The organism is Nonomuraea sp. NPDC051941 (genome assembly GCF_044593615.1).
In genome coordinates this window covers 123,100-131,047 of sequence record NZ_JBIUCF010000042.1, presented here as the reverse complement: position 1 = coordinate 131,047, position 7,948 = coordinate 123,100, and the positions used below count along the sequence as shown (strand labels likewise).

8 protein-coding genes are annotated in these 7,948 nt (G+C 69.3%); all 8 read right to left on the bottom strand.

The window, feature by feature from the left end; all coding sequences use genetic code 11:
* On the bottom strand, positions 1 to 587 hold a 587-nt coding region (locus ACIHFD_RS49060), incomplete at its 3' end, for an NADH-quinone oxidoreductase subunit H (protein ID WP_397372729.1).
* Positions 584 to 2,959, bottom strand: coding sequence for an NADH-quinone oxidoreductase subunit G (locus ACIHFD_RS49055; protein ID WP_397372728.1), 2,376 nt, complete (start codon positions 2,957 to 2,959; stop codon positions 584 to 586). The genes ACIHFD_RS49055 and ACIHFD_RS49060, both read right to left, overlap by 4 nt.
* Positions 2,956 to 4,245: an NADH-quinone oxidoreductase subunit NuoF gene (nuoF, locus tag ACIHFD_RS49050; protein WP_350739844.1), complete on the bottom strand. Its 1,290-nt coding sequence runs from the start codon at positions 4,243 to 4,245 to the stop codon at positions 2,956 to 2,958. Before nuoF ends, ACIHFD_RS49055 begins: the two co-directional genes overlap by 4 nt.
* On the bottom strand, positions 4,242 to 4,979 hold the full coding sequence (gene nuoE / locus ACIHFD_RS49045; RefSeq protein ID WP_397372727.1) for an NADH-quinone oxidoreductase subunit NuoE: 738 nt from the start codon (positions 4,977 to 4,979) through the stop codon (positions 4,242 to 4,244). The genes nuoF and nuoE overlap by 4 nt, the downstream gene beginning before the upstream one ends.
* Positions 4,966 to 6,291, bottom strand: a complete 1,326-nt coding sequence (locus tag ACIHFD_RS49040; protein WP_350739839.1) for an NADH-quinone oxidoreductase subunit D — start codon at positions 6,289 to 6,291, stop codon at positions 4,966 to 4,968. Before ACIHFD_RS49040 ends, nuoE begins: the two co-directional genes overlap by 14 nt.
* Positions 6,288 to 6,992: an NADH-quinone oxidoreductase subunit C gene (locus ACIHFD_RS49035; RefSeq protein ID WP_397372726.1), complete on the bottom strand. Its 705-nt coding sequence runs from the start codon at positions 6,990 to 6,992 to the stop codon at positions 6,288 to 6,290. The genes ACIHFD_RS49040 and ACIHFD_RS49035 overlap by 4 nt, the downstream gene beginning before the upstream one ends.
* On the bottom strand, positions 6,989 to 7,540 hold the full coding sequence (locus ACIHFD_RS49030; protein ID WP_185069987.1) for an NADH-quinone oxidoreductase subunit B family protein: 552 nt from the start codon (positions 7,538 to 7,540) through the stop codon (positions 6,989 to 6,991). Before ACIHFD_RS49030 ends, ACIHFD_RS49035 begins: the two co-directional genes overlap by 4 nt.
* Positions 7,541 to 7,542: 2 nt before the next feature.
* Positions 7,543 to 7,938 (bottom strand): NADH-quinone oxidoreductase subunit A, encoded by a 396-nt coding sequence (locus ACIHFD_RS49025; RefSeq protein WP_185069986.1) that lies wholly within the window; start codon positions 7,936 to 7,938, stop codon positions 7,543 to 7,545.
* Positions 7,939 to 7,948 lie beyond the last annotated feature (10 nt).

The following is a 7,948-nucleotide window of genomic DNA, read 5'->3' as shown; positions in this document are numbered from 1 at the left end:
ATCTCCGAGGTGGACAGCGTCCCGGCGAACAGGAAGATGGCCACGAACGACAGGCCCATGGCGATCTCGTACGAGACCACCTGCGCCGCCGACCGAAGACCGCCCAGCAGCGCGTACGGCGAACGCGACGACCATCCGGCCAGCACCACGCCGTAGACCGACACCGCGCCCATGGCGAGCATGAACAGCACGGCCACCGGCAGGTCCACCATCTGCAGCGGCGTCTGCACGCCGAACAGGTTGACCATCGGCGCGAACGGCACGATCGAGAAGGCCAGGAACGCCGGGACCACCATGATGACCGGGGCCAGCAGGTAGAGCACCTTGTCCACGGTCCGCGGGAAGAGGTCCTCCTTCAGGCCCATCTTCAGGCCGTCGGCCACCGACTGCAGGAGGCCGAACTTTCCGGCCCGGTTGGGGCCGTACCTGTTCTGCATCCTGGAGATCAGCTTGCGCTCGAACCAGACGCCGAACAGGATGCCCAGCATCAGGAAGGCGAACAGCATCACGGCCTTGATGATGGTGATCCACAGCGGGTCCTTGCCGAAGTCGGCGAGGGTGGGATCGGCCGCGAGAACGTGGGTCATGAGGCGCTCCCGATGGTGACGATGTCGCCGGCCACCGCGTGCAGGTCACGGGTGACCGAGCAGCCGCCGGAGTTCGCAGGCACCCAGACGACCCGGTCCGGCAGGTCGGCGACGCGCACGGGCAGGGTGACGCTGTCGCCGACGACGAGCTTGTCGCCGTCCGCGACCCCGAGCTCGGCTGCCGTGCTCTCGGAGACCAGCGCCTCGGCGGCGCGGGCGGTGCCCGCCAGGTACGGCTCGCCGTCCTGCAGCCTGCCCTCGTCGAGCAGCAGGTGCCAGGTCGCCAGCAGCGCCTCGCCGGCCGCCGGGGCGACCTGGGCGCGGGTGGCGGTGTGCGGGGCGGTGACGCGGCTGCCGCGCCAGGCGCCCAGGCCGGACAGCTCCCGCCTGGCGGCCTTGGCGTCCGGCAGGCCCAGGTGGACGTCCATCCGGTCGGCCAGGTTGCCGATCACGGCCAGGTCGCTCTGCAGGCCGGGCACCTTCAGCGGCGCCTCGAACGAGCGGCCCCTGCCCTCCCAGTTGACGAACGTGCCGCCCTTCTCCTGAACCGCGGCGACGGGCAGGACCACGTCGGCGCGGTCGGTGACGGCGCTGGCGCGGATCTCCAGGCTGACGATGAACGGCGTGTGCTCGAGCGCGTCGAGCGCCGCCGCCGGGTCGGCCAGGTCGTAGGGGTCGACGCCGGCCACGACCAGCGCGTCCAGCTCACCGGCGCGGGCGGCCTCCAGGATGCCGGTCGTGTCGCGGCCGGGGGTGGCGGGCAGCGAGGCCACGTTCCACGCCCTGGCGACCTCGGCCCTGGCGGTCTCGTCGTCGACCGGACGGCCGATCGGCAGCAGGTTGGGCAGCGCGCCGGCCTCGACCGCGCCACGCTCGCCCGCCCTGCGCGGCACCCAGGCGAGCCTGGCGCCGGAGGCGTTGGCGAGCCGCACCACGGCGGACAGGGCGCCGGGCACGGTGGCCAGGCGCTCGCCGGCGAACACGATCGTGCCCTCGGCCAGCGTGCCGACCAGGTCGCCGATCGCGTCGGCCTCGGTGCCGGGCGCGGTGCGGATGAGCGTGCCGCCCATCTTGACCAGGCCGGGCGAGGCGAACGGGGCGATCGAGGTGACCTTGAGGCCCTTCTTCTGCCACGCCTTGCGCAGGCGCAGGAAGACGATCGGCGACTCCTCCTCGGGCTCGAACCCGACGAGCAGCACGTGGGGGGCCTTCTCGAGGTCGGTGTAGCTGACCTCGATGCCCTTGCCGGCCACCGCGTGGGCCAGGAACTGCGCCTCCTCGGCGGAGTGCGGCCGGGCGCGGAAGTCGATGTCGTTGCCGCCCAGGGCCAGGCGGGCGAACTTGGCGTACGCGTACGAGTCCTCGACCGTGACCCGGCCGCCGACCAGCACGCCGGCCTTGCCGCGGGCCTTGGCCAGGCCCTCGGCGGCCACCGCCAGCGCCTCCGGCCACGAGGCGGGCACGAGCACGCCCTCCTCGTTGCGGACCAGCGGCGTCTTCAGCCGGTCGGGCTGCTGGGCGTAGGTGAAGGCCCAGCGGCCCTTGTCGCAGTTCCACTCCTCGTTGACCTGCGGGTCGTTGCCCGCCAGGCGGCGGGTGACCCGGCCGCGCCGGTGGTCGGTGCGCTGGGCGCAGCCGGCGGCGCAGTGCTCGCACGCGCTCGACGTGGAGACCAGGTCGAACGGGCGGGCCCGGAACCGGTAGGCGGCGCCGGTCAGCGCGCCGACCGGGCAGATCTGCACCGTGTTGCCGGAGAAGTAGGAGTTGAACGGCTTGCCCTCGGCGGTGCGCACCTGCTCCTTGGCCCCGCGCTCGAAGAACTCGATGAGCGGGTCACCGGCGATCTGGTCGGAGAAGCGGATGCACCGAGCGCACTGGACGCAGCGCTCGCGGTCGAGCAGCACCTGCGTGGACAGCGGCAGCGGCTTGGGGAAGGTCCGCTTCTGCTCCTGGAACCGGGACTCGCCCTGGCCGTTGGACATGGCCTGGTTCTGCAGGGGGCACTCGCCGCCCTTGTCGCAGACCGGGCAGTCGAGCGGGTGGTTCATGAGCAGCAGCTCCATGGCCCCGCGCTGCGCCTTCTCGGCGACCGGCGAGGTGAGCTGCGTCTGCACGACCATGCCCTCGGCGACCTCGATCGCGCACGACGGCTGCGGCTTGGGGAAGCCGCGGCCGTTGCCCGCGTCGGGGATGTCGACCAGGCACTGGCGGCAGTTGGCCGCCGGGTCGAGCAGCGGGTGGTCGCAGAACCTGGGGATCTGGATGCCCAGGAGCTCGGCGGCCCTGATGATCAAGGTGCCCTTGGGCACGCTGACCTGGAACCCGTCGATGGTCAGGGTCACCAGGTTCGTCTCGGTCTCTACGACTGTCACTGCTCACCCCAGAGAGTGGACTTCTTCGGGTCGAACGGACAGCCGCCGATCTCGAAGTGCTTGAGGTACTCGTCGCGGAAGTACTTCACGGAGGAGTGGATCGGGCTGGTCGCACCGTCGCCCAGGGCGCAGAACGAGCGGCCCAGGATGTTGTCCGCGATGTCGGTGATCGTGGTCAGGTCCTCTTCGGTGCCCTGGCCCTTCTCCAGGCGCTTGAGCACCTGCTTGAGCCAGTACGTGCCCTCGCGGCAGGGCGTGCACTTGCCGCAGGACTCGTGGGCGTAGAACTCGGTCCAGCGCAGCACCGTGCGGACCACGCAGGTGGTCTCGTCGAAGATCTGCAGGGCGCGGGTGCCGAGCATGGAGCCCTTGGCGCCGACCGCCTCGAAGTCGAGCGGCACGTCGAGGTGCTCGTCGGTGAAGATCGGCGTGGAGGAGCCGCCCGGGGTCCAGAACTTGATCTGGTGACCGGCCCTGATGCCGCCCGCCATGTCGAGGAGCTCGCGCAGCGTGATGCCGAGCGGCGCCTCGTACTGGCCGGGCCTGGTGACGTGGCCGCTCAGCGAGAAGATGCCGAAGCCCTTGGACTTCTCGGTGCCCATCCCGGCGAACCAGTCGGCGCCGTTGCCGATGATCGAGGGAACACTGGCGATCGACTCGACGTTGTTCACGACAGTCGGCGAGGCGTACAGGCCCGCCACGGCGGGGAACGGGGGCTTGAGTCGCGGTTGACCTCTGAAGCCCTCCAGCGAGTCGAGCAGCGCCGTCTCCTCGCCGCAGATGTACGCGCCGGCGCCGCTGTGCACGACCAGCTCGAGGTCGTAGCCGGAGCCGAGGATGTCGGTGCCGAGGTAGCCCTTCTCGTACGCCTCCCGCACGGCCGCGTGCAGCCGCCGGATCACGTGGAGCACCTCGCCGCGCACGTAGATGAAGGCGTGGTTGGCCCGGATCGCGTAGGCCGTGATGATGATGCCCTCGACCAGCGAGTGCGGGTTGGCCATCATCAGCGGGATGTCCTTGCAGGTGCCCGGCTCCGACTCGTCGGCGTTGACGACGAGATAGTGCGGCTTGCCGTCGCCCTGCGGGATGAAGCCCCACTTCATGCCGGTGGGGAAGCCCGCGCCGCCGCGGCCGCGCAGGCCCGAGTCCTTGACCGCCTGGATCACGGCGTCGGGGTCCATGGCCAGCGCCTTCTTCGCCGCCTCGTACTCGCCGTAGACGTCGATGGTGAAGGAGTTGGGCTGGTCCCAGTTCGCGGTCAGGACCGGTGTCAAAGTCGTGCTCATGCCTCGGGGGCCTTCCATCCGTTGGCCTTGGCGACCTTCAGGCCCTCCAGCGAGGCGCCGGCGGCCGACGGGCCGTCGCCCGCCAGGTCGTCGGGCAGGCCGGCGAGCACGCGCGAGGCGTCCTTGAAGCTGCAGAGCTTCTTCGGGCCGCGGGTCGGCCGCACGTCCTTGCCGTCACGCAGGTCGTCGACGAGCTGCTTGGCCGACTCGGGGGTCTGGTTGTCGAAGAACTCCCAGTTGACCATCATGACGGGGGCGAAGTCGCAGGCCGCGTTGCACTCGAGGCGCTCCAGCGAGATCTTGCCGTCTGCGGTCGTCTCCTCGTGGCCGACGCCGACGTGCTCGGACAGCTCGTCCCAGATCTGGTCGCCGCCCATGACCGCGCACAGCGCGTTGATGCACACGCCGACGTGGTAGTCGCCGGCGGGCTTGCGCTTGTACATCGTGTAGAAGGTCGCGACGCCGGTGACCTCGGCCTTGCTGACGCCCAGCATCTCCGCGCAGAACTCCTGCCCGTCGTCGGAGACGTAGCCGTCCTCCGACTGCACGAGGTGAAGCAGCGGCAGCAGTGCGGAGCGCGTCTTCGGGTAACGCCCGATGATCTCCTTGGCGTCTCGCTCCAGACGCTCCCGGATCTCCGGTGAGTAAGTCATGACCGCGCCTCCGGCGCGCTCATGACTTGAGACGTGCTGTGTCCAATTGGTCGCTCGCGGAGCTCGCTCACCTGTCCACACCTCCCATGACGGGGTCGATAGAAGCCACCGCGGCGATCACGTCGGCGACCTGGCCGCCCTCTGCCATCGCGGGGAAACCCTGCAGGTTGCAGAAGGACGGCTCGCGGAAGTGCACGCGGTAGGGGCGGGTGCCGCCGTCGCTGACCACGTGGGCGCCGAGCTCGCCCTTGGGCGACTCGATGCTGGCGTACGCCTGCCCGGCCGGCACCCGGAAGCCCTCGGTCACCAGCTTGAAGTGGTGGATGAGCGCTTCCATCGAGGAGCCCATGATGTGGGCGATGTGGTCGGGCGAGTTGCCGAACCCGTCGGGGCCGAGCGCGAGCTGCGCGGGCCAGCCGATCTTCTTGTCCTCGATCATCACCGGGTCGCCCTTGAGCGGGCCGGCGATCCGGTCGAGCGCCTGCTCAATGATCTTGAGGGACTCTTCCATCTCCTTCATGCGCACGAGGTAGCGCGAGTAGACGTCACAGCCACGCTCGGTGGCGACGTCGAACTCGTACGTCTCGTAGCCGCAGTAGGGCTGCGACTTGCGCAGGTCCCACGGGAGCCCGGCGGCGCGCATGATCGGGCCGGTGATGCCCAGGGCCATGCAGCCGGTCAGGTCGAGGTACGCCACGTCCTTGGTGCGCCGCACGTAGACCGGGTTGGCGTCGAGGAGCTTGCGGATGTCCTTGATCCGCTTGGGCATCTCCTTGAGGAACTCACCGACCTTGTCGACCGCGCCCGCGGGCAGGTCGACGCTCACGCCGCCCGGCCTGATGTAGGCGTGGTTCATGCGCAGACCGGTGATGTACTCGAAGAGATCCATGATCATTTCGCGGTCGCGATAGCCGAAGAGGAACGGCGTGGTCGCGCCCAGCTCCATGCCGAACGTGCCCATCGCGACCAGGTGCGAGGAGATCCGGTTGAGCTCCATCATCATCACGCGGATGGCCTGCGCCCGGTCCGGGATGCGGTCCTCGATGCCGAGCAGCTTCTCCACGCCCAGGCAGTAGGCGGTCTCGTTGAAGATCGGCGAGAGGTAGTCCATGCGGGTCACGAACGTGGTCCCCTGGGTCCACGTCCGGTATTCCATGTTCTTCTCGATGCCGGTGTGCAGGTAGCCGATGACGCTGCGCGCCTCGGTCACCGTCTCGCCGTCGAGGGTCAGGACCAGGCGGAGCACGCCGTGCGTGGACGGGTGCTGCGGGCCCATGTTGACGACCAGGCGCTCTTCTTCGGTGTCGCGCGCTCCGGTGACGACCTCGTCCCAGTCGCCGCCGTTGACCGAATAGACCTTGCCCTCGGTCGCCTCGTCATAAGCGGTGCTCACGAGTAGCTCCTCCTCTGGTCGGGCGCGGGGATGGTGGCGCCGCGGTATTCGACCGGGATGCCGCCGAGCGGGTAGTCCTTGCGCTGAGGGTGGCCGTCCCAGTCGTCCGGCATCATGATCCGGGTGAGCGCGGGGTGACCGTCGAAGATGATCCCGAAGAAGTCGTACGCCTCACGCTCATGCCAGTCGTGACCAGGGTAAACGCCCACGGTCGATGGAATGTGCGGGTCGGAGTCGGGAGCGCTGGCCTCGACGCGTACGCGGCGGTTGTAGGTGATCGAGCACAGGTGGATGACCGCGTGCAGCTCCTCGCCCGTCAGGTGCGGGTAGTGCACGCCGGTGACGCCCAGCGAGAGCTCGAAGCGCAGGGCCGGGTCGTCGCGCAGCTTCTGGCAGACCTCGACCAGCCGGTCCCGCTTGACGTGCAGGGTCAGCTCGCCGCGGTCGACGACCACGCGCTCGATGGCGTCGTCGAGCGCCAGGCCGTCCACGACCTCGTCGAAGTAGCCGCCGTACGGGCGGGGCGTCGACAGCTGCGGCGCCCGGCGCACGACGAGGCCGCCGTAGCCGGAGGTGTCGCCGGAGTCCTGGGTGCCGAACATGCCGTGCCGGGCGATGGGCGCCTCGGGGATGGCGGGAACCGCGGCCTCGGGGGTCTCACCGCTTTCCGGGCTACCGGGGAGGTTGTCGGGCGAGGTCACTTCGAGGCTCCCTGGTCGATCAGCGGCAGCGGCCGCAGCGCCTGCAGCTCGAGCTCCTCGATCTGCTTGGCGCGGTGGGCGCCGAACTTCATGTTCTGGATCTTGTCGTGCAGCTTCACGATCGCGTCGATCAGCATCTCGGGCCGCGGCGGGCAGCCCGGCAGGTAGATGTCGACGGGCACGACGTGGTCGACGCCCTGCACGATCGCGTAGTTGTTGAACATGCCGCCGCTGGAGGCGCACACGCCCATGGAGATGACCCACTTCGGCTCGGCCATCTGGTCGTAGATCTGCCGCAGCACGGGCGCCATCTTCTGCGAGACGCGGCCGGCGACGATCATGAGGTCGGCCTGGCGAGGAGACGCCGAAGCGCGCTCCATGCCGAAGCGCGCCAGGTCGTAGTGGGGGCCGCCGGTGGCCATCAGCTCGATGGCACAGCAGGCGAGGCCGAATGTGGCGGGCCACACGGAGTTCTTGCGCGCCCATCCGGCGGCCGCCTCGACCGTGCTGAGGATGAACCCGCTGGGGAGTTTCTCTTCAAGTCCCATTTTCAGTCCCAGTCCAGACCCTTGCGGCGCCACACGTACGCATAGGCGACGAGCACGGTGACGATGAACAGCACCATCTCCACGAGCGCGAACAGCCCCAGACCGGAGCTGAGCACCTGGCCGGCGTCGTTCGTCTGCGGCGCGAACGAGACCGCCCATGGGTAGAGGAAGATGATCTCGATGTCGAACACGATGAAGAGCATCGCGGTGACCATGTACTTGAGCGGGAACCGTCCGCCACCGACGGGCTGGGGCGTCGGCTCGATGCCGCATTCATAGGCGTCAAGCTTGGCGCGGTTCCAGCGCTTGGGGCCGGTGAAGGGAGCGATGGCGACCGAGAAGATCGCGAAGCCCCCCGCGAGAACGGCGAGCACCAGGATGGGCACGTAAAGGTCCATCGCTACGCCT